Here is a 20,642-nt window from a genome sequence, read left to right on the forward strand (position 1 = left end):
AAACATCAAATAGTTTATCTGATTTGACCATAAACATCCATATGAAATAGATGATGAAAAAAGATAAAGGAAAATAAAGGAAATAACCTAAGAAATATAACTTTAGTTTTTGCATCATTGTCTTCCTCCTATTATATTAAGCCGGTTAATTATGCCCATGGACCTCTTCCCTCCATGCATTTAGCTGAATACCAAGTAAGGAAGGCTACTAAACCGATAACATTTCCCCCAATGCCAATCTTCAATAAAAGCTTAGCAGCTTCTTTATAAGCCTTCTTTTCAAGATAGCTCCAAAGACCACCAGTTAAAGCCACTTCTATCATTGCCACCCCAAAATGATCCTTTAATGAATCAATCATACAATCGCCCCAAGTTCCTTTAGCATCCTGAGTTTTTAAATCTGAAGACTTTTCTAATTGAATTCCACTTTGTTTTATTTCATTTTCTAAGATTGTAAATTCTTTTGTATCTCCAAATCTCTCTCTTAATTTTTCAAAATTAAAGCCAACCAACTGATTATTTTGCTCATATATACTAGCTGTCTCCATTAAAAATTTTAAATCTTTAGCCAGTAAATTCACACTTTCTTCATTAGAGTTTGATTTGGCAGCTGCGATTGGTGAAGCAATAACGGAAAAACCCAAAAATAATGCTATCATAATAAAAGTTGTTTTTTTAAAGAATAATTTGTTTCTCATTATATCCCCCTTGAAATGCAATATTTAAAAATCTATATGTAATCTAAAGAGTGAACTTCTTAGATGAAACATTCGCTTCCCCCCTAACATCTACATACTATAACATCCTTTTCCATTCATTTATTGAGATAAAAGTTTTATTCTATAATGTATTATTTTCATATTTATATGCTCATACTAAAATTAAACCAATCAGCAAGTATAGAGCACCTCGTACATATTATTTATTAAACATACTAGTTATTAATCACTAGTCAAAACAACTACTATTATAATGATATTGTTATTACAAAGCGGGACTTTAATCTCCCTCTAGATTCATATTAAATATAAAAAACAATCTTTTTTCACCGTTAACAAAAAAAAGACAGCATATGCCGCTGTCTTTTCGTTTTTTTAATTCGTATTCTGTCCTCCGCCGTTCAGTCCTTCTTTAATGTAGCCTTTCACTTGGCTTGAGGTTAATAGACCGATATGGCCAACGCCATGGATCAGAACGTTTCTTGCGCCAATTAAACGAGAGAGGCTGTTGACGACGATGAGATCAGCTGAGCTGTAGACAGATGTGTAAAGAATTTTTTGATTTGGATCTGTGCCTGGTAATGCTCTGCTTGAAACGAGTCCGTTTGCTCCACCAATTGTGACAACGTTTTCAATTTTATCGCCGCCATCTAGATTCTTAATATAGTATAATGTGTTCGCTCCGCCCATACTATGAGCCACAATATCTACTTTTTTGGCACCCGTTTTGTCTAACACATCTTTGACGAATCTGGATAGACGCGGACCATTGTTGCGGTTATTTCCTGTTTTGTCTATGAAATCGATAGCATATAATTGGTTTCGATCCCAGCCTTGTCCAACCAAATAACTTTTAATAGAAAAAAAGTTATAAGAGGCACCGCCAATGCCGTGTACCATCACAACCGGATTATGCTCAGCCGCCTTCACCTCTTTCGGCTGGATAAAAGCCATTGAACCAATCACCAATGCAAGCGCAATGAGAATTTGCAAACTCCTTTTCTTAACAAACATCACTTTCATTCCCCCTTATTCATCTTATACGACTCTATTTTATACAAGAAAAATATGTCAGAAAAGTGAACAAGGTAATGTTTATGAGATGATTTTACAAAAATATAAATAATCAAAAAGCACCTTGGACTTTTTTAAATTAAAACAAAAAGACTACGAGACCTTCTTTCTTTCATATATAATATCAATAGACTAAGGAGGTTCTACTAGATGCTATTTACTCAAACACCTGCACCACCCTACTATGCCGCGATTTTCACATCAAAACGAACAAATGTCGAGCAAAAAGAATACGCTGCAGCTGCTCAAAAAATGGAAGAATTAGCGAAAGATCTAGATGGGTTTCTTGGAATAGAAAGTGTACGAGATGAACATGGTGTTGGAATCACTGTCTCTTACTGGGATTCATTAGAAGCCATCAAAGAATGGAAAGCACATACAGCACATCAGCGTGTTCAAAAAAAGGGGAAAAAAGATTGGTATGAATCCTACACAACCCGAATTTGTAAGGTAGAACATGCTTATACAAACAAAGATTCACTCCTTGAACAAGAAGCAGACGAATGAGCTACTTCTACATAAAAAAGAAAAGCACCTCAATGTTGGGGTGCTTTTCCATGATGCTTACTGTTTCATAAAGATTTATTTATACGTCACGAGGAAGTATTTCTTTTTCCCTCTTCTTAAAACGGTAAATTGGTTTTCAATTCGGTCGTCAGCGGAAAGAACATAATCTTTATCTGTTTGTCTTTCTCCGTTGATGGAGACAGCACCATTTGTGATATCTTCACGCGCTTGACGCTTTGATGGAGACAGCTTTGATTCCACAAGGATATCGACTAGTGTTAATTCTTCTGCGCTGCTTTTCTCCATTGATGGAACATCCTTAAAGCCTACTTTCACTTCTTCAGCTGTAAGAGATTTGATCTCACCTTTGAATAGTGCATTTGAGATGTTAACAGCCTGTTCTAGTGATTCACGGCCATGTACAAGTGTTGTCACTTCCTCTGCTAGACGGCGCTGCGCTTCACGCTTTTCAGGTGCTGTTTGCACTTTTTCTTCGTACGATGCGATCTCTTCTTTTGATAAGAACGTAAAGTATTTTAAGTATTTCACGACATCACGGTCATCTGTGTTGATCCAGAATTGGTAGAACTCGTATGGAGACGTTTTTTCTTTATCTAACCAGATGGCGCCGCCTTCTGTTTTACCAAACTTTGTGCCGTCTGCTTTTGTGACAAGCGGCATCGTCAGACCAAATGCTTTTGCCCCTTCTGCTTCAGACTTACGGATCAGCTCAAGTCCAGATGTGATATTTCCCCACTGGTCACTTCCGCCGATTTGCAGCTTACAATTTTCATTTCTGTAAAGATTTAAGAAGTCTAAAGACTGAAGGATAACGTAGCTGAATTCTGTGTAAGAAATCCCTGTTTCGATACGTGAGCTCACGATATCTTTTGCCAGCATGAAGTTTACACCAAAGTTCTTTCCAACATCACGAAGGAACGTGATGACATTCATTTGGCTGATCCAGTCGTAGTTATTCACGATAACGGCTGGATTCTCCCCTGCTTCAAAATCAAGAAATTGAGACAGCTGTCCTTTGATTTTTTCTGACCACTGTTCGACGATTTCTGCTGGGTTGAGTGAACGTTCTGCTTTTTTGAAGCTAGGGTCGCCGATTAGTCCAGTTGCGCCGCCAACAAGAGCAATCGGATGATGACCTGCTTCTTGGAATCTGCGTAATGTTAAAATTGGCAATAGATGACCAATGTGTAAGCTGTCAGCTGTCGGATCAAAGCCGGAGTATAGTTTGATTTTTTCTTCTGCTAATAATTTTGTTAAACCTTCTTCATCTGTTTGCTGCTGAATTAATCCTCTGAACGATAGCTCTTCCATCAATTGACTCATTTCCAAATCTCCTTTTTTTACAATTCAACAAAAAAACGCCCCTTCGAATGAACGAAGGGACGATATATATCGCGGTACCACCCTGCTTAAAAGACAAAAAATCTCGTCTTTTCACTTACACTGATAACGGACAGATCCGTTCTTTCACTAATCAGGGCATGCTCCTTTTCGTAAAAGCGGTTCGTGAGGGTAATTCGAATATCTCTTTGTACTGACTCGCACCAGCCGTCAGCTCTCTTCAACAGGGAAAGATCATTCTACTGAATCTCAGTCAAAACCTTTTCATATTCAACTAATGTCATTTTTAACACACTTTTGATATCAAGTCAACTGATGAAAAAATTTAATCTTCCATTGTCGAAAGGTCGCCAGCAGGTAAATTCAGCTCCCACGCCTTTAGCACACGTCTCATAATTTTTCCGCTTCTCGTTTTCGGCAGTTTGTCTTTGAACTCAATTTCTCGCGGTGCCGCATGTGCTGCGAGTCCTTTTTTCACAAATGTACGAATCTCTTCTTTCAGCTCATCTGTCGGCTCATATCCGCTTCTAAGCGCTATAAATGCTTTAATAATTTCACCGCGGACCGGATCTGGCTTTCCAATGACACCAGCCTCCGCAATAGCTGGATGTTCGACCAGTTTACTTTCCACCTCAAATGGACCGACCCGCTCTCCTGACGTCATGATGACATCATCGACACGTCCCTGGAACCAAAAGTATCCGTCTTCGTCCATATAAGCTGAATCTCCTGAAACATACCAATCTCCCGGCATAAAGTAAGATTCATATTTTTCAGGATTGTTCCAGATCGTATGCATCATAGAAGGCCAGCCTTTTTTAATCGCAAGGTTGCCCATCCGGTATGGAGGAAGTTCATTTCCTGCATTATCAACAATAGCAGCTTCTACGCCTGGAATCGGTTTTCCCATCGAGCCTGGCTTGATGTCCATGCATGGATAATTACAAATCAGCTGTGCACCCGTTTCTGTCATCCACCAAGTGTCGTGAATTCTCTTGCCAAAAACAGCATCTCCCCAGCGGATGACTTCTGGATTAAGCGGCTCTCCCACACTTAAAACATGGCGGAGCGAGCTGAGGTCATATTTTTGAATGAGATCATCCCCTGCCCCCATGAGCATTCTAAAGGCGGTCGGGGCACTGTACCAAACAGTTACACCGAGTGATTCAATGGTTTCATACCACGTATCAGGATTAAACCGGCCGCCTAAAATTACATTCGTCGCCCCATTTAACCACGGTGAAAAAATACCGTAGACTGTGCCTGTAACCCAGCCTGGATCAGCTGTACACCAGTAAACGTCATCCTCTTTCAAGTCAAGCACCCATTTACCAGTCTGGCCTTGCTGGACCATTGCACCATGGACATGAAGCACACCTTTTGGCGTACCAGTAGATCCTGATGTGTAATGAAGCAGGAAGCCGTCTTTTTCATCCATCCATTCAATCTCAAGCTCCTTTGCTGCCTCCTCAAACGCCTTTTCATAGTGAATTGTCCGCACACCATCGACGTCTTCGTTTTCACCGCCGACAATGACGACAGATTCAAGCTTCGGAAGCTCTGCAAATGGAATTCGCTCAAGCAGATCAGGTGTTGTCACGATCACCTTTGCCTCGCTATTCTCTAAACGATCTTTGACAGCACCTTCCATAAATGCCTCAAATAACGGGCCAACGATCGCTCCAATTTTAACTGCACCAAGCAGAAGAAAATAGAGCTCAGGTGATCTTGGCATAAAGATAAACACGCGATCCCCTTTTTCTACATGTGCCTTTTCTCTGAATAGATTTCCCGCTTTATTTGTGTTGATTTTCATATCCCTGAACGTATACTTTTCATCCCGCTGTGAATCTTTGTAGTGAAGCGCCACCTTGTTCTGACGAAACGAGTCCGCATGTCTGTCAATCGCTTCATAGGCTGCATTTATTTTTCCTGTTTCATACCAGGAGAAGTTTTTTCTAGCTTCCTCCCATGAAAAATCTTTGTATGCCTGCTCATAATCATTTAAATGATAATCCCCTTTTACTGATGGTAGCGTTTCCAATTTCATCAAACAGTCCCCCTTTGCATACGTTTACAATGACCATTATAGTATAGATGACTTTTTTTCTCAATTTTTAAAAAACTTCTGATGAAACCGTTTTAATTATTGCAAGATTTAAGATAGAATAGAGACGACTCACTAGAATTAGGGGCGGTGGATACGTGGAGCATCCTAAAACTTATTATTCAAAAACCATTGAGCGAGAAACAGGTTCCATCCTGATTGAAGGACCGGTACCTGCATCAGAGCTTGCGAACTATACGTTTCATGAAGGACTAACGGCATTTCGCACGCCTGAGGAACAGAAACAAGCACTTGTTGAAATAGCAGATCTTCCAGAAGGACGTATTATCATTGCAAGAGCGAATGAGCTCGTCGTAGGCTATGTCACGTATTTGTATCCTGATCCACTTGAGCGCTGGTCAGAGGGCAAAATGGATAATTTAATTGAGCTTGGCGCGATTGAGGTCGCTCCTCCATTTAGAGGATGCTCACTTGGCAAGCATTTGCTTGATGTGAGCATGATGGATGAGCAAATGGAGAATTACATCATCATTACAACTGAATATTACTGGCATTGGGATTTAAAGGGGACAAAGAAAAACGTTTGGGAGTACCGCAAAATGATGGAGAAAATGATGAACGCAGGCGGTCTTGTCTGGTTTGCAACAGACGAGCCAGAGATTAGCTCACATCCAGCCAATTGTTTAATGGCCAGAATTGGGAAACATGTGAGTCCTGATTCGATCGAGCGTTTCGATCGTCTTCGCTTCCATCAGCGCTTTATGTATTAACGTTCAATTCGTTTTTTTGGCAAAGGGGATTGGTAAACAATGATGATTGAACAAATTATGGAGCGTGATGTGATCACGCTGCGAAAAACCGATACGATTGAAGAGGCCATTCAAAAAATGAGTGCACACCACATCCGGCATATTCCGATCGTATCTGATCAAGGATCTGTCATTGGGATGGTGACTGATCGGGATATTAAAAATGCCAGTCCAAGTATTTTTGAAACAGAGAAAAGGAAGCTCTTTATTCAGCGGCCGGTAGAAGAGATCATGGTATTAGAGACGATCACGGCTCACCCGCTTGATTTCGTTGAAGAGATATCAAGTGTCTTTTTTGAGCACGGAATTGGCTGTCTTCCAGTGGTGAGACGCGGCAAGCTTGTAGGCATTATCACAAAAACAGATCTGCTTCGTACGTTTGTAAGACTGACAGGTGCAGATCAGCCTGGGTCGCACTTAGAGGTTGAAGTCGAGCAGATGACAGAAGGCCTCGCAGACATTACGGCCATTTTAAAGGAGCAGCATATTCAATTGCTGAGTGTGCTTGTGTACCCGCATGCCAATGAGGCATCTAAAGTGCTCGTCTTCCGCCTTCAAACCATTCATGCAGATCATGTGACGAAGCTGATTCGCGCAAAAGGCTATAAAGTGCTCTGGCCTATGGAGCAGACGATCAAATGAAGGAAGCGACCTTTGTTTTTTCACCATCTTTTCAAACGTACCAATTTAACCAAGATCATCCCTTCAATCAGCTTCGGGTCTACTTAACTTATGATCTTCTTCAAAAAATGAAGGCGTTAACAGAGGATGAAATCGTTGCACCACGTATGGCTACTCTGGAGGAATTAAAGCTCGTCCATACAGCAGATTATATCCAGGCTGTGCAGCGGGCAAGTGAAGGAAAACTGTCTACAGCAGAGGGTGAACGCTACGGTCTTGGCACTGAGGATACACCAATGTTCGCAGGCATGCATGAGGCGGCATCTCTTCTTGTTGGCGGAACATTAACAGCGGTTGATCAAGTGATGCTCGGTCATTCACAGCATGCCCTCAATCTTGGCGGCGGGCTTCACCACGGATTCAAAGGGCGTGCATCTGGCTTTTGTATTTATAATGACAGCTCTGTGGCGATTCAATATATTCAAAAGACATATGGCGCTAGAATTTTATATATTGATACGGATGCTCATCACGGCGATGGTGTCCAGTTCAGCTTCTATGACGACCCAGAGGTATGTACAGTCTCCATTCATGAAACGGGACGCTACTTGTTCCCTGGAACCGGACAAGTACAGGAAAGAGGCCACGATAAAGGCTATGGCTACGCCTATAATATTCCGCTAGATGCATTTACGGAAGATGAATCGTTCCTCGAAGCATACCGAACAGCAGTGACTGAGATTGCTGCTTTTTTTAAACCAGATGTGATTTTAACGCAAAATGGGGCAGATGCACATTACTATGACCCGTTAACTCATTTATCTGCCACCATGAAAATATATGAAGAAATTCCTAGACTTGCTCATGAGCTTGCGCATCAATATTGTGACGGCAAGTGGATTGCTGTTGGCGGAGGAGGATATGATATTTGGCGCGTCGTTCCAAGAGCGTGGAGCCGCATTTGGCTTGAGATGAAAGGCATTACACCGCCAGATGAGCTCCCTCAGGACTGGATTCAGTCATGGAATAAGCAATCGCCTGTTACCCTTCCACCTACATGGAAAGATCCTGACGATTTATATCCACCGATCCCAAGAAAAGCAGAAATCACAGAAAAAAATGCTCAAACAGTAGAAAAAGCACTCATGCCTGTTAGAAGAGAAAAGAAAAAGGCATAAGAAAAGCAGGCTTTCCCTCATAAGGTAAGCCTGCTTTTTTTGTTTTATTTTGTTGATTGTCTTTCTTCAATTCTGTGCGGAAGCTCAACAATTTGATCGTCCACTTGTTCTTTGTTCATCAGTTTTGTGAGCAGTCTCATGGCAACAGCACCAATATCATATGTCGGCTGAACAACTGTTGTCAGCTGAGGACGCACCATGAGAGAAAGTCTTGTATTATCAAAGCCAATCACTTCTAAATCTTCAGGAATGGAGACCCCTCTGTCTTGTGCTCCGTGAATGACACCTAGCGCCATTTCATCTGTAGCTGCGATAACAGCTGTCGGTTTGTCAGACTGCTCAAGCAGATGAGCAAGTGCTTCAATTCCAGAGTCATAAGAGTAATCGCCTTCAGCGACGAGTGCATCGTCAAACGCGATACCCGCTTCTTCAAGCGCACGCTTATAACCTGCAAGCTTTCTCACGGAATTAATTGGTTCTGACATTGGACCAGAAACAAACGCAATTCGTTTATGTCCTTTTTCAACTAACAGCTGAACGGAATCATAAATCGCCTGCTCATAGTTGATGTTAACAGATGGTGTTTGAGCCTGTTCTTCAACAGAGGCTGCAAGCACAATCGGTACAGGAGAGCGCTTAAATTCTTCCACATGCACATCTGTGATGTTTCCGCCCATAAAGACAATTCCGTCTACTTGTTTGCCAAGCATCGTATTTAACAAATGAAGCTCTTTATCCGTATTTTGATCTGAGTTGCTTAAAATGATGTTGTATTTATACATCGTGGCGATATCTTCAATACCGCGTGCTAATTCTGAATAGAAGATACTAGAAATATCAGGGATGATGACCCCAACTGTCGTTGTTTTTTTACTTGCAAGGCCTCGTGCCACTGCATTCGGACGATAGCCAAGGCGATCAATCGCTTCAAGCACCTTTTTTCTTGTTGTTGGTTTTACGTTTGGATTACCATTTACTACGCGTGATACCGTTGCCATACTTACATTTGCTTCTCTTGCTACATCATATATTGTAACATTATTCACATAAATCACTCCTTCAAATACACTTCATATCTATAGCATTCACCAATTGGATAGAGACATGTCAGATACGAGGAAAATAATATCCTATTTGTCATTAAAACGATGAAAAGAGACACATAATTTTTCAATCTACATCAAAATGACATTCTTTTATGAAATTATACACGTTTTTTTGTCATATGAAAACGTTCCCTTTCTTTTTATAACTAAATTAAACAAACTTTAATCAGCTTGTTACCTGTAATTTGAATCATATTTCATAAAAAAACATCGAGAACGCCAGCTATGACAATGATCTTAGCAGATTCTATCGAATTTTAAAAATGAAAACATTGTGAACAAGCACTTTTTGGGCTTGCAATGTGCTTTCTTCCTTTCATTCCCAATCCTCATGGTATTTTTTCCATAAAAAAACCGCCGGGCAGTCATCCGGCGGCTATTTCTATCTATGATTACGCGTGAATGTTGACAAGTGGTCTTAACGCATCTAACCATTTTTCGAATTGTGGAATGTCCATTTGCTGCGCTGAATCAGATAGAGCAACAGATGGATCTGGATGTACTTCTGCCATGACACCGTCTGCTCCAATCGCAAGAGCTGCTTTTGCTGTTGGAAGGAGAAGATCTCTACGTCCAGTTGAATGCGTCACATCAACGAAGACTGGTAAATGTGTCTCTTGTTTCAAGATTGGCACTGCCGAGATATCTAGTGTATTTCTTGTCGCTGTTTCGTATGTGCGGATACCGCGCTCGCAAAGGATGATTTGATCATTTCCTTGGGCGATGATGTATTCAGCTGCATTGATGAATTCTGAGATGGTCGCTGCAAGACCGCGTTTTAAAAGAACTGGTTTATTCACGGAACCGGCTTCTTTTAATAGCTCGAAGTTTTGCATGTTACGTGCCCCAATTTGGATGACATCGATATGCTCAATCGCTTCTTCAATATGAGCAGGATTGACAATTTCACTAATGACAGCAAGACCGTATTCATCCGCTACACGCTTTAGAATCTTTAGACCATCTACACCAAGTCCTTGGAAATCATATGGACTTGTGCGAGGTTTAAATGCGCCACCGCGAAGTAGTTTTAATCCCTGCTGTTTCGCTGCTGCCGCTACTTCTGCGACTTGCTCGTAGCTTTCAACGGCACATGGTCCAACGATGAAACGCTGCTTTCCATCACCGATCGCTTCCCCATTGATATTCACGATTGTGTTTTCTGGTTTTTTCTTACGAGAAACAAGAAGTGCTTTGCTGTGGTCATCTTCTTGAAGCTCTAGACCTGCTTTGAAAATCTCTTTGAAAATATGTTGAATCGTTGAATTTTCAAATGGCCCATCATTTTCTTCAAGAATTTGGTTCAGCATTGTGCGCTCTCTGACAGGATCATAACGGTTGACACCTTGCGCTTCTTTCGCTTTTCCAATTTCTTTGACAATGTTTCCTCTGTCATTGATCAGTTTTAAGATTTGAAGATTTAGTTCATCTGCTTGCTGCCTCAATTTTTCTAATTCATTGTTGCTCATTTTTGTCATCCTTTCCTCTGCCTGCTCTCGCTTTTTATTTTTTCATTCTTGCATGATAGGGTTTATTATAAACAAAGATTTCGGAATTGTCACGAAAATTTTCTTTATTACCCAAACGCTTTTAAGCGGTAAAGTATTGTATGTAAGATTATAGCATACTTTTCGTTCAAGTAAACCTTTTTTATAAAAAAAACGTCAGCCGCTGCTGACGTTTCTTTCTTTTACAGATTATGTTCAAGCGCTTCTTTTGTAATGCTTGAGTGAGAAGCATGCCATTTTACTTTTCCACCGCTAAAGATGAGTGCCTGCGGACTTTCATGCTTTACTCCAGACTTTTCCGTCACATAGGATGAAAGCTCTCTCGTGTTTTGAATTTGTAAGAAATACGCAGGTACGTCTTCATGTGCAGACGCAAATGCTTCAAACTCTTGAAAAGCCGCTTGGCTGATTGGACATGTCAAACTGTGCTTAAAAAAGACAAAGGTCCCATCTTGATTCGTTAGTTGATCAAACTGTTCTTCTGTTTCAATGAGTTGTTTTGACATGATGTTCTCCTTCTTCACTTCTTAGCAGTGAGCGTTAGCCTTTAGTCGATTGTTCTACTTTTTCTTTGACATCCTTGATGCCGTCTTCAATTTCTGATTTCGCTTCTTGTGCTCGTACTTTTGCTTCATCTGCTACATCAGATGCTTCGCTTGCCAAATCCGCTGCCGCATCTTCTGCTTCACTTTTCACTTTATTAGCTTTTCCAGCTGCTCGCTCTTTTATGTCTTTCACTTTGTCTAAAAACTGGTTTGACTGCTCTGCTACAAGCTGAGACAATTCAGACGTTTTATCTTTCGCAATCGTCACATATTCAGTGCCTCTTTCTTTTGCATCTGTTGTGAGCCGGTCTGTTTTTTCTTTTAACGCATTCGCTTGGGTGTTCAAATCATCGCGAAGCTCTTTCCCTGACTTCGGTGCTAAAAATAATGCTGTTGTTGCACCAACAATTCCACCAATAAGTGTTCCGATCAAAAAGTCTTTGCTATTGATTCCGTCTTTGCTCATGATTATTCCTCCTATGCGAATATGGTTTATTTTTGGTGTTTACGCTGTTTCCATTTTTTATAAATTTCAAGTGCTGCGTTACTCCAGCTAACCACATCCGTCACTTTTTCTTGATTTCTTTCAACGGATGAAGAAACCGCACCAGCTGCCTGCTTTATGCTTGTATTAAATTGGTTGATCGAGCCGCCAATTCCCTGCACCGCATCCACAACTGTATTGAGTTTTGCTGATTTGTCTTGAATATCTTCAGCAAGCTGATTCGTCTTATGTAGCAACTGTGCTGTCTCTGTGGTGATGCCTTGCATCTGACCTTCAAGACCTTCTAAAGTTGATGCAACATTCTTTAATGTCAGCTGTAAGGATTTTAATGTTTTGGACAAATAGATGACAAGAATGAGGAAAGCAATTGCGATCAGTGCAACGCTTAGATATAGAATAATAATCATCTGATACCTCCTTTGCTGCGGGCATATTCAATTCATTACCCTCTCGTTGTATCATTCAAACATCGCCTAGAATGACCGATTGAATAATAATTCTACACTTATTCGCTAATTCCTGTCCACAGCGAACGAAAAAAAGCGGCACATGTTGACACATTTAGCCCTTTTGTCACATTTTATTCAAAATAAAAAAAGTGCCGTTTGAAACGGCACTTTTTTAAGCATTTATACAGCGACTTTTTCATAAGCACGCAAATATTTCTGAATGTCTCCTGCTCCCATAAAGATCAGAATCGCATCTTCGTGCGTTTTCAGCACAGATGTATCTTCTTCCTCAATTAATTGGGCCTGCGGGATTTTTTCTCGTAAATCTTCAATGCTCAGCTTCCCAATGTTTTCGCGGGCTGAACCGAAAATATCACAAAGGTAGACATAGTCGGCTTTCTTTAGACTGTCAGCAAATTCACTTAAGAATTGCTGTGTACGTGTGAACGTATGCGGCTGGAAGACAGCCACAATATCACGGTCCGGATATTTTTGGCGGGCTGCTTCAATCGTGACTTCAATTTCAGTTGGATGATGTGCATAATCGTCAATTAAGACCTGCTCACCGACCACTTTTTCATTAAAGCGTCGTTTCACACCGCCAAATGTCGTTAATGCGCCTTTGATAAGTTCTACATCAATGGACTCATAGTGACATAATGCGATGACAGCTAACGAGTTGAGGACATTATGATTTCCGTAGGCAGGAATGTAGAAGGTATCATAAAACGTATTGCGTACAAATACATCAAATGTAGTGCCTTCCGTATTTTTCACAACATTGCGAGCTTGGAAATCATTTTCTTCGTTGAAACCGTAGTACACAACAGGTACCTTCGCTTGAATTTTTGGCAAGTGCTCATCATCACCACAGGCAATAATGGCTTTTTTCACTTGAAGCGCCATGTTTTGAAATGCATCAAACACGTCATCAATATCCGAGAAATAATCAGGGTGATCAAAATCAATATTGGTCATGATCGCATAGTCTGGATGATAGCTGAGGAAGTGTCTGCGGTATTCGCATGCTTCAAAGACAAAATACTCGCTGTTTTCTTTCCCCATTCCAGATCCATCACCGATTAAGTACGAAGTAGGTTTGGCTGCCTGCATGACGTGAGCAAGCAGTCCTGTTGTCGATGTTTTTCCATGAGCACCAGTAATCGCAACGTTTGTGAATGAATCCATGTATTCTCCAAGGAATTTATGGTAGCGAATGACAGGAATCCCTTCAGAAAGGGCACGTTCAATCTCAGGGTGTGTATCAGGGAATGCATTTCCTGCGATGACCGTCATCCCTGGCTGAATATTGTCTGGGTCAAATGGTAGAATTTTAATATTTCGTTCTTCTAATGCTTTTTGTGTAAAGATATGTTTTTCGATATCCGATCCTTGGACAGTATACCCAGTATCATGAAGAATTTGGGCCAGTGGACTCATACCTGTCCCTTTTATTCCAACAAAATGATAAACAGTCATAATTGTACCTCCAACAAACGTCTATCTGACTTACAGTATATGACGCTCATTTCAATTTGCAACTTGTGATTTTTGCCTCTAGCTGATCACAGATCGCAGCTCCAAATAAAGATTTTTTTCCGATCTTCCTATTCTAATCAATATTAACTATGATTAGTATCCGACAACTTTCCCATTTCTAACACCTGTTTCCGCTTATTTTACATAAAAAAGCGTTCTGGCAGACATGCGAAAAGTGTCCAATTACAAAATTGCACCTATGTGCTATCATACCATGTTTACGAAAAAAATGAAGTGGTTTGTTTAGATCAACTGTTCTAAGTCACTCAGTGTCATGAGTACTTCTCTTGGCTTACTGCCTTTCGCACCAGAAATCATGCCCTCGCGCTCCATCATGTCAATCAATCTGGCTGCACGATTGTAGCCAATTCTAAATCTTCGCTGCAAACTTGATGTACTAGCGCTATTCTGCTCAATGGCAAAACGGCAGGCATCCATAAACAATTCATCTTCGTCTGTAATCGCAGAGCCTTGCAGCATTAGTTCCTCCTGTTCAAAAAGGAACACGGGCTTACGCTGCTTTCTCACATGTGCCACCACTTGATCAATCTCACGGTCTGATACAAAGTTCCCTTGCAGCCTTGTCGGCTTGCCGGAGCCATTTTCTAAGAAGAGCATGTCTCCTTTTCCGAGAAGCTTTTCTGCACCTGCCATGTCAATGATCGTTCTTGAATCCACCTGACTTGAAACAGAAAACGCAATTCTTGTTGGGATATTGGCTTTAATGAGACCTGTAATGACATCAACAGAAGGTCTTTGTGTCGCAATCAATAAGTGAATGCCGCATGCTCTTGCTTTCTGTGCAATTCGGCAGATGCTTTCTTCGACTTCATTTGGTGCGACCATCATTAAATCAGCCAGCTCATCGATCACCACGACGAGATAAGGCAGTTTTTCACCCATTTGTTTTTCTTTCACAAGCTCATTGAATCGTTTAATTTCTCTCACGCCAGAGTGTGCAAATAGTTCATAGCGTCTTTCCATTTCATCCACTACCCATTTCAGAGCAGCTGTTGCTGTCTTGGCATCGGTAATGACGGGACTCACAAGATGCGGAATGTGATTATACGGCGCTAATTCAACCATTTTAGGGTCAATTAAGAGCATTTTCACTTCATCTGGTGATGCTTTAAACATTAAGCTCACTAAAATCGTATTAATGCAGACACTTTTTCCTGAACCAGTGGCTCCAGCAATTAAGCCATGGGGCATTTTTTGCAGATCAACTACGACAGGCTGGCCTGAAATATCTAATCCGAGTGCCGCTGTTAAAGGAGATGGATTGTCTCTAAACGCACTGCTTCTGATCATTTCTCTTAAGAACACCATTTTACTGTGCAGGTTTGGCACTTCGATCCCGATTGTGTTCTTTCCTGGAATCGGGGCTTCAATTCGAATATCCTTTGCGGACAAACTAAGTTTAATATCATCTGACAGGTTCGTGATTTTGTTCACTTTGACACCTGGTTCTGGATGTACTTCAAACCTTGTCACAGAAGGTCCCTGTGTGACATGAACCACACTTGCTCTTACATTGAAATTTTTAAGTGTCGCATTAAGCAGCTCTGCCCGCTCTTTCACCCATGTCCCGTCCTCTTCTTTTTGAGCTGGCGGTACATCTAATAGGGCGAGACTTGGAAAAACATACCCTTGTGTATCGGCTGCTTTCTTTTGCCCTTGCACGCGCTGGTCGCTTTTTAACATCATGACATTAAACGGAACCGTAGAGGTTTGCCCGCTTGTGCGTTGTGGCTGCGGAGATGTCTGTTTTGGTTCTTCTTTCTTGACTTCCTGCGTTTGTTCTTGCTGCTCTGTCTGCTCTATAACCGTTTCTGCCGGTTCAGATGCAGTTTGTTCCTCTCTTACTTGTTCTACTGGCACCGCTTGATCTTCTTCAATTTCAGCTTCTTGGACCAGCTGTACTTCCTGCAGGTCATGTTTGACTGGCTCAGCTTCTTCAAATGCTGCCGCTGGCGCTTCTTCTTGGTCGTCTTCTATTGGATCAGCTTTTACTTCTTCCACCGGTTCTGCTGAAATGTTTTCTGTTAACACTGCTTCTTCTGCTGGAATGTCTACTTCCATCTCAATCGCTGGCTTCGAAGGTTCCGGTGTTTCGAAGGTCAACATCTCTATTTCCTCAGTATGCTCTTCAAACTGATGGACAGACTCGTCCTTTATTTCTTCTTCATCACTGGAAACAGCCTGTTCCGGCTCAGACTCTACCGGCTGCTTCTGATAGACTTCGGCTTGCTGCTTATGTAAATCAGCTTCATGAGTATCTTCTGGCTCGTTTTCTTCTGGCTCGATGAAAGGCTCGTCAGTTAAACGTTCCATCGTCGATTGAACATGATCTTGATAAGCGAGTTCCTCTTGTAATGTATGCGGGGTTACTGCTGGCTCCTTATCTGCTCTCTCTTCTGCTGACGCTGAAACCATTTCCTCGATACGTTTTTCTTTCTGTATTGACGGGATGTTCATTTGCTGTCTGACATTCCGTTCACGCTCTGCCTCTTCTGATAACAGTGTGACACGCTGCGCCGTTTCTTCTGCTGCTTTCCTTTGAACTGAAGCTGTTTCTTCTTTTGCATCTGCCCGTTTTGGACGCATATCCTGATGATAGCCATAGATCGGTGATGGAATTTGCTCTGGCTTGAATGGCTTTTTATTCATATCAGGCTGAAGCGTTTGTTTAGGCTGATAGGTTGTTTGTCTGGTCTTTGACTGGCTTGGTTTGGCGCGTCTTCTCTCCGGCTTCACTCCATCGCGCTGAGGTTCATCTGGAACGAGCGGAAAGCGAAAGTTCCCTTTCGGATATTCATAATACACTTTCGTATCTTCGATTTTTTTATATTCTTTATGCGGTTCAAAAGCTGGCTGCTTTGGTGCAGCTAGATCTTCTTCAGGTCTTGCAGCTTTTTCTTCTTTCTTTTCTTCTCCTAAAAATACACTAAAAAATTTATCTAACCAACTCATCATTTATCACTCACTTTAACTCCCCTTACGTTTTCTTGGGCGATTTTTAGTATACCATTGCTTTTTCATGCAGAAAAGCGAGAAAAGTGCCGCTTTTTGCTGTTCATGCTGTCTGTAGATGAAAAAAAGTCACTAAGTACGTACTTAGTGACTTTTGGTATAACACATTCTTCGCTCCTATGTGCCCGTTTATGGGAGGTTACGCTTTAAAGGGTTCGCCAGCTTGATGGCTTCCATCTAAAACAAGAATCCCTTTTTCAGCAGGTGCGTCTGGAAGATCTAACTCTTTCGCTGAACAGATCATGCCGCTTGATGGAACGCCTCTAAGCTCAGCATCTTTGATGACCATACCGCTTGGCATCACTGCACCGACCTTCGCCACCACGACATATTGGCCTTGGTCAACGTTTGGTGCACCGCAAACGATTTGTAAGGTTTCATCGCCCACATCAACTTGGCAAATGTTTAATTTATCTGCGTTCGGATGCTTTTCTTTTTCCTTCACATAGCCGACAACAAATTTTGGTGATAGATCCACAGTCAACGTTTCACTGACACCGTTGCGGTTTAAAATTTCATTGATATCTTGAACAATGGTTTCAGAAAGCGGGACAGATCCGTTTTCTTCAATTTTCATGTAAGTCGATGCATTGAAGATATTAAAGCCTGTTGTTTCTTTTGTTTCTTGATTGAAGATTCGTACTACATCTCCAAACGTTTCATGACCTACTTCTTCTCTCGTCACATCTTTCAATGAAATAAGGAGTGTGTCGCCTACACCTTCTGCATTATAAAAAACGTTCATTCTTCAAAATTCCCTTCTACTGCTGTTTTGGTCTGCTTTTTGCAAGTATAAAGATCGGTTCAAGCTTCCCCTCATCATATAAAAATGATAATGCGGTAATCGGAACCGTACCGCTGGCGAAGAAGCTCATCGACATCTGTCCTAAAATATCATAGCCTGAATCATTGCGAACATCAGCAATGATGAATACATCTTGATGGGGAACAGAAATCGCCATTTGTCCTTCTATTTTTTGCGCGTATTCTTGTAATAACGATTCATTTAAAAGTCTGCTGGCGTCATATCCGTCATTTGCACGGAAGAAATAAAACCGGTTGCCTGCCACTTCATCCATTTTCACTACAGTTTCTAGCGAACGGACGTTGAAGCTGGCGGTTTCTCTGATTCGCTCTTTTGTCCAGTTTTCCTTTTGAAGCATCTTTTCATCAATTAATCGATAGGTGCTTCCAAGATCAAGTGCATAGTAGATTCTCGTTTCTGCTGTATGCTCATCAAATACGAGGGAAATTCCATCACTTGATGCCTCAGGAAAGGAAGTGGAACGAATGACTGGATAGATCTGCTTTTCTTTTCCTGAAATGTGCTGCGCTTCGCCTTTCATCGCACTCAGCGCTTCTTTCACATAATAAACGATCTCATCGATGGTTTCATCAGGCTTTACTTCCCACTTTGCAATAATTGGCGGGAGCTCTAGTGTGATGCCTTTGCCTGTTTGTTTATCTTCAATACGAAGCGTATCTTTTTCCCGGTCAAACTGGTGTGACCAGCTGTCGTTCGTCAGACGGCTTTTGAGTTCATTCGCAAGCTGTCTTGATGTCATTTTTGCCATCGTTTTAGACTCTCCTTTCGTTATTTAGAAAGAGAATCTGTTAAAAATGCTTCAATCTCTTCCTTTGTCTTACGATCTTTGCTGACAAAGCGGTTAATCTCTTGTCCGTTTTTAAAGACTAAAAAGCTTGGAATGCCGTAAATTTCCCACTCTGCGCAAGTATCAATGAACTTGTCTCTATCAACATAGAAGTACTCAAATTCTGGGTAGTTTGCTTCAAGCTCTGGCAAGAATGGCTCAATAAATGTGCAGTCCGGGCACCAGTCAGCTGAAAATAGCAATACCGTTAAGTCTTCTTGAATCACTTTTTGTAATTCTTCGTTTGATTCAATTTTTTTCATGTTTCATTCCTCCAGTTTGTATGGTTAAATCTCCGAATTGTATATAGCCTTTCTTTCTCATCCATTCTGATACTACCAAACTAATCACTGCCGGGCCAACGATATGCAAGAGAGCTATCGCCAAAAATACAGATGGATGAAACCCCATGACGGTCAGGGTCATGAGCTGTCCAACAAGGCCGCTCGTTCCCATTCCCGCTCCTGCCGCATTATTGACCATCCCAAAGCCAATAATACCAATTGGCGCGAGAATGAGACCAGCAATCGTCGGCGGAATCAGAATGAGGGGATTTTTCACAATGTTCGAAAGCTGCAATTTTGACGTTCCAATGCCGACAGCCGCAAGACCGCCAAAGCGATTTTCTCTAAAGCCTGCAGCAGCAAAGCCAACCATTTGAGCACAGCAGCCAATCGTTGCAGCACCAGCAGCTGTTCCGCTTAAGTCAAGCATAAGCGCAAGTGCAGCACTTGAGATTGGAGAACTGAGGGCAAGTCCAACAATGGTCGCTACTAGCATGCCCATGATCAGCGGGCTTTGGTCTGTCCCCCACATGATGAGCCTGCCGAGCCCTGTCATCATGGCTTCAATCCCAGGTCCGATGAAAGCAGCGGTGAAAAAGCCAGTGATAATGGTGACAAGCGGCGTTAAAATAATATCAATTCTTGTCTCACCACTGACCAGCTTGCCGAGTTCCACACCAATTAATGCTGCGGCAAAGCTTCCAGCAGGCCCCCCAAGCTCTGCTCCAGCGGCACCTGAGACAACACTTGCAAAAATGATTAATGGAGAAGCATTTAAGCGATAAGCAACTGCTACGCCAATTGCCGGTCCCATCAGACCCATAGCAAGCGTACCCATTTTCACAATGAGAGAAAGTGATAACAGACCGCCTGCTGTTTTTAAAATCAGACCTACCACTAATGTAGCAAATAGACCTAAAGCCATATAAGAAAGTGCATCAATGAAATACACCTTTGGCGAAAGGGAGATCCCCTTTCTTTTCAAATAAGTCATCAACGTCGTCTTCCTGCTTTCTCATAGGAAAGACGAAGAGGCCTGTCCTTCCCATTATATGTAGTATTCTTACGATGAAAAATAGTCTCTACCATGAATATCATAATCATATTTTTTTTGCTTTATCAAGCACTTCTTGTGTAACATGAAAAGAAACAGGACAAACCTTTACTAAGTTTGTACAAAAGGAGGAGATCGTTATGCAATTAACTGTCTATTTAGCTGGAGAAATTCATAGCCAGTGGCGTGATGAAATCAAGGAGAAAAGCCAATCTTTGAAGCTGCCAGTGACATTTGTCGGTCCAATGGAGAATCATGACCGCTCAGATAACATCGGCGAGGATATTTTAGGTGAGCAGCCGAATGCCATTTTCAAAGATGATGCAGCTTCTGATTTGAACAATTTTCGTACTGAAATTTTATTAAACAAAGCAGATGTCGTCATTGCACGCTTTGGTGAGAAATATAAACAGTGGAACACAGCCATGGATGCATCTGCTGCGATTGCAAAAGGGAAACCTCTTATTTTAATCCGTCCAAAAGAGCTGCACCATCCGTTAAAAGAACTCTCAAACAAAGCAAATATCACTGTGGAAACCGTAAACCAAGCGATCAAGGCGTTATCTTATGTGTTTGAACAGCAATAAGAAAAAAGGCTGCTCTCATTGAAGAAGCAGCCTTTTTCTATT

At 41.6% G+C, this 20,642-nt stretch carries 20 protein-coding genes and 1 other annotated feature; of the genes, 5 read left to right on the forward strand and 15 right to left on the reverse strand.

Going from position 1 to position 20,642, the window contains the following annotated elements; translation table 11 throughout:
- Positions 1 to 149: 149 nt before the first annotated feature.
- Both MHI23_RS13525 and MHI23_RS13530 read right to left on the reverse strand, forming a co-directional pair.
- Complete coding sequence (locus MHI23_RS13525) at positions 150 to 698, reverse strand: hypothetical protein (protein WP_339240137.1); 549 nt, start codon at positions 696 to 698, stop codon at positions 150 to 152.
- Between the two features lie 396 nt (positions 699 to 1,094).
- A complete protein-coding gene (locus MHI23_RS13530; protein ID WP_103132353.1) occupies positions 1,095 to 1,736 on the reverse strand; it encodes a triacylglycerol lipase in 642 nt (213 codons plus the stop codon).
- A 207-nt stretch (positions 1,737 to 1,943) separates the two neighbouring features.
- On the opposite strand from MHI23_RS13530, the gene MHI23_RS13535 reads away from it, so the two are divergent.
- Positions 1,944 to 2,300: an antibiotic biosynthesis monooxygenase gene (locus MHI23_RS13535; RefSeq protein ID WP_056768222.1), complete on the forward strand. Its 357-nt coding sequence runs from the start codon at positions 1,944 to 1,946 to the stop codon at positions 2,298 to 2,300.
- Positions 2,301 to 2,375: 75 nt separating this feature from the next.
- On the opposite strand, the gene tyrS is transcribed toward MHI23_RS13535, so the two are convergent.
- Positions 2,376 to 3,644: a tyrosine--tRNA ligase gene (gene tyrS / locus MHI23_RS13540; RefSeq protein WP_111926295.1), complete on the reverse strand. Its 1,269-nt coding sequence runs from the start codon at positions 3,642 to 3,644 to the stop codon at positions 2,376 to 2,378.
- Between the two features lie 52 nt (positions 3,645 to 3,696).
- Positions 3,697 to 3,928: a binding site (T-box leader), on the reverse strand.
- A 59-nt stretch (positions 3,929 to 3,987) separates the two neighbouring features.
- Positions 3,988 to 5,712, reverse strand: coding sequence for an acetate--CoA ligase (acsA, locus tag MHI23_RS13545; protein ID WP_024426174.1), 1,725 nt, complete (start codon positions 5,710 to 5,712; stop codon positions 3,988 to 3,990).
- 155 nt (positions 5,713 to 5,867) lie between these two features.
- Between acsA and MHI23_RS13550 the strand changes: the two genes are divergently transcribed.
- From MHI23_RS13550 to MHI23_RS13560, 3 genes are read left to right on the forward strand one after another with little or no spacing between them, the layout of a single operon-like run.
- Positions 5,868 to 6,500 (forward strand): GNAT family N-acetyltransferase, encoded by a 633-nt coding sequence (locus MHI23_RS13550; RefSeq protein WP_024424848.1) that lies wholly within the window; start codon positions 5,868 to 5,870, stop codon positions 6,498 to 6,500.
- Between the two features lie 39 nt (positions 6,501 to 6,539).
- On the forward strand, positions 6,540 to 7,181 hold the full coding sequence (locus MHI23_RS13555; RefSeq protein WP_024424849.1) for a CBS and ACT domain-containing protein: 642 nt from the start codon (positions 6,540 to 6,542) through the stop codon (positions 7,179 to 7,181).
- A complete protein-coding gene (locus MHI23_RS13560) occupies positions 7,178 to 8,338 on the forward strand; it encodes an acetoin utilization protein AcuC (protein ID WP_149126376.1) in 1,161 nt (386 codons plus the stop codon). Before MHI23_RS13555 ends, MHI23_RS13560 begins: the two co-directional genes overlap by 4 nt.
- A 44-nt stretch (positions 8,339 to 8,382) precedes the next feature.
- Here MHI23_RS13560 and ccpA read toward each other — a convergent pair whose 3' ends face one another.
- The 11 genes from ccpA to MHI23_RS13615 form a co-directional block, all read right to left on the reverse strand.
- Positions 8,383 to 9,384, reverse strand: a complete 1,002-nt coding sequence (gene ccpA, locus MHI23_RS13565; protein WP_024424851.1) for a catabolite control protein A — start codon at positions 9,382 to 9,384, stop codon at positions 8,383 to 8,385.
- A 452-nt stretch (positions 9,385 to 9,836) separates the two neighbouring features.
- Positions 9,837 to 10,913 (reverse strand): bifunctional 3-deoxy-7-phosphoheptulonate synthase/chorismate mutase, encoded by a 1,077-nt coding sequence (locus MHI23_RS13570; RefSeq protein ID WP_024426176.1) that lies wholly within the window; start codon positions 10,911 to 10,913, stop codon positions 9,837 to 9,839.
- Positions 10,914 to 11,134: 221 nt separating this feature from the next.
- Positions 11,135 to 11,458 carry a bacillithiol system redox-active protein YtxJ gene (gene ytxJ, locus MHI23_RS13575; RefSeq protein ID WP_024426177.1) on the reverse strand — a complete coding sequence of 108 codons (324 nt, stop codon included), beginning with the start codon at positions 11,456 to 11,458 and terminating at the stop codon, positions 11,135 to 11,137.
- A gap of 34 nt (positions 11,459 to 11,492) precedes the next feature.
- Positions 11,493 to 11,963 (reverse strand): YtxH domain-containing protein, encoded by a 471-nt coding sequence (locus tag MHI23_RS13580; protein WP_342492013.1) that lies wholly within the window; start codon positions 11,961 to 11,963, stop codon positions 11,493 to 11,495.
- A gap of 26 nt (positions 11,964 to 11,989) precedes the next feature.
- Positions 11,990 to 12,409 carry a DUF948 domain-containing protein gene (locus MHI23_RS13585; protein WP_024424855.1) on the reverse strand — a complete coding sequence of 140 codons (420 nt, stop codon included), beginning with the start codon at positions 12,407 to 12,409 and terminating at the stop codon, positions 11,990 to 11,992.
- 222 nt (positions 12,410 to 12,631) lie between these two features.
- Positions 12,632 to 13,930 (reverse strand): UDP-N-acetylmuramate--L-alanine ligase, encoded by a 1,299-nt coding sequence (murC, locus tag MHI23_RS13590; RefSeq protein WP_025092288.1) that lies wholly within the window; start codon positions 13,928 to 13,930, stop codon positions 12,632 to 12,634.
- 303 nt (positions 13,931 to 14,233) lie between these two features.
- On the reverse strand, positions 14,234 to 16,966 hold the full coding sequence (locus MHI23_RS13595; protein WP_149126375.1) for a DNA translocase FtsK: 2,733 nt from the start codon (positions 16,964 to 16,966) through the stop codon (positions 14,234 to 14,236).
- 196 nt (positions 16,967 to 17,162) lie between these two features.
- A complete protein-coding gene (gene ytpR, locus MHI23_RS13600) occupies positions 17,163 to 17,768 on the reverse strand; it encodes a YtpR family tRNA-binding protein (protein WP_024424858.1) in 606 nt (201 codons plus the stop codon).
- 16 nt (positions 17,769 to 17,784) lie between these two features.
- Positions 17,785 to 18,597: a DUF1444 domain-containing protein gene (locus MHI23_RS13605; protein ID WP_149126374.1), complete on the reverse strand. Its 813-nt coding sequence runs from the start codon at positions 18,595 to 18,597 to the stop codon at positions 17,785 to 17,787.
- Positions 18,598 to 18,617: 20 nt separating this feature from the next.
- Complete coding sequence (locus MHI23_RS13610; protein WP_024424860.1) at positions 18,618 to 18,938, reverse strand: thioredoxin family protein; 321 nt, start codon at positions 18,936 to 18,938, stop codon at positions 18,618 to 18,620.
- On the reverse strand, positions 18,925 to 19,953 hold the full coding sequence (locus MHI23_RS13615) for a PTS sugar transporter subunit IIC (protein ID WP_024426181.1): 1,029 nt from the start codon (positions 19,951 to 19,953) through the stop codon (positions 18,925 to 18,927). The genes MHI23_RS13610 and MHI23_RS13615 overlap by 14 nt, the downstream gene beginning before the upstream one ends.
- A gap of 200 nt (positions 19,954 to 20,153) precedes the next feature.
- On the opposite strand from MHI23_RS13615, the gene MHI23_RS13620 reads away from it, so the two are divergent.
- Positions 20,154 to 20,600, forward strand: a complete 447-nt coding sequence (locus tag MHI23_RS13620) for a YtoQ family protein (protein ID WP_024426182.1) — start codon at positions 20,154 to 20,156, stop codon at positions 20,598 to 20,600.
- Positions 20,601 to 20,642: the final 42 nt, after the last annotated feature.

Source organism: Bacillus sp. FSL M7-0003 (assembly GCF_038628485.1).
Lineage (GTDB): Bacteria > Bacillota > Bacilli > Bacillales > Bacillaceae > Bacillus > Bacillus safensis.